Consider the following 964-nt stretch of genomic DNA (forward strand, 5'->3'; position numbering starts at 1 on the left):
CGCTCTTCGTCGCGAGTCCGAAGCGTCGGGTTTTGCGTCATTCGGTGTCCCTTTCCGACCTACCCCGATCAGTCAGGCAGGTCGATCCTGGTCCACCTCCGGCTTACACAGTCGTCATGACACGCCCAGTACAACACCGTCAATCGCCATGACCCGCCATTGCAAATACCACGACCCGCGGGTGCCTGCGTCGGCCATTGGGACAGCGACACGATCAAACAGGACACGCATAGGTTCGGAGCCGAGACGGGCGCGCGCCTGCGAGATCGCACCTGTGGTCGGTACCGTCCAATCACTGCGCCAACCGCGGAGAAACCGCAGGCCACCCACAAGCTTACGCATGACCTCTTCGTAGCCATCATCGAAGAACAGGTTCAGCGCGAGCACGTAGTATACCACAACGTGAGCCGGCAGTAACCGGGATCGCTTTTCCCGTTTCCCGCACTCCGCGACGACCTCGTCGATCAGGTCTCGACGCAGAAGCCGGGTCAATACACCGACACTGATACGATCCGTCAGCCGCTCACCCGACAACGGAACCATTCCATCATTACCGGCCACACCTGCATACTAGTAGGCCAGGATCAACGCATCAGCAAACAAGGAAACGAAACGTCGAAGCAGTGATGTAAATTTCCCGCGAGCTGGTTGGCGCGCTAACTAAGCGGCATTGGGATCTACCTCGCCACCGTTATCGACTGCTACTCCCGCAATGTCCTCGGCTGGTCGATGGTCACCCACCTGCGCACCGAACTCATCACCGACGCGTTCACCACGGCCACCTCCCGCACCACCCTCACCCAGAACGCAATTTTCCACTCCGATCGAGGCGCGCAAACCGAATTCAACCGGTCGTCGCAACACCGGCCTGTTGGAGTGAGAGTAGCTGGTTGTTCATCGCTTCGGTGGGGGTCTTCCAGCGGAGGGTCTTGCGGGGCCGGTCGTTGAGGGTCGCGGCGATGGT

General features: G+C 60.0%; 2 pseudogenes. One reads left to right on the forward strand and one right to left on the reverse strand.

The features are described 5' to 3' along the window. Positions 1-126 precede the first annotated feature (126 nt). Positions 127-543, reverse strand: a pseudogene (locus tag FMEAI12_RS00355) (transposase domain-containing protein); the annotation flags it as partial. A 132-nt stretch (positions 544-675) separates the two neighbouring features. Here FMEAI12_RS00355 and FMEAI12_RS39595 point away from each other — a divergent pair. Continuing rightward, a pseudogene (locus FMEAI12_RS39595) lies at positions 676-828 on the forward strand (IS3 family transposase); the annotation flags it as partial. Positions 829-964: the final 136 nt, after the last annotated feature.

It is taken from the genome of Parafrankia sp. Ea1.12 (assembly GCF_900465275.1).
In the GTDB taxonomy this organism is placed as follows: domain Bacteria; phylum Actinomycetota; class Actinomycetes; order Frankiales; family Frankiaceae; genus Parafrankia; species Parafrankia soli.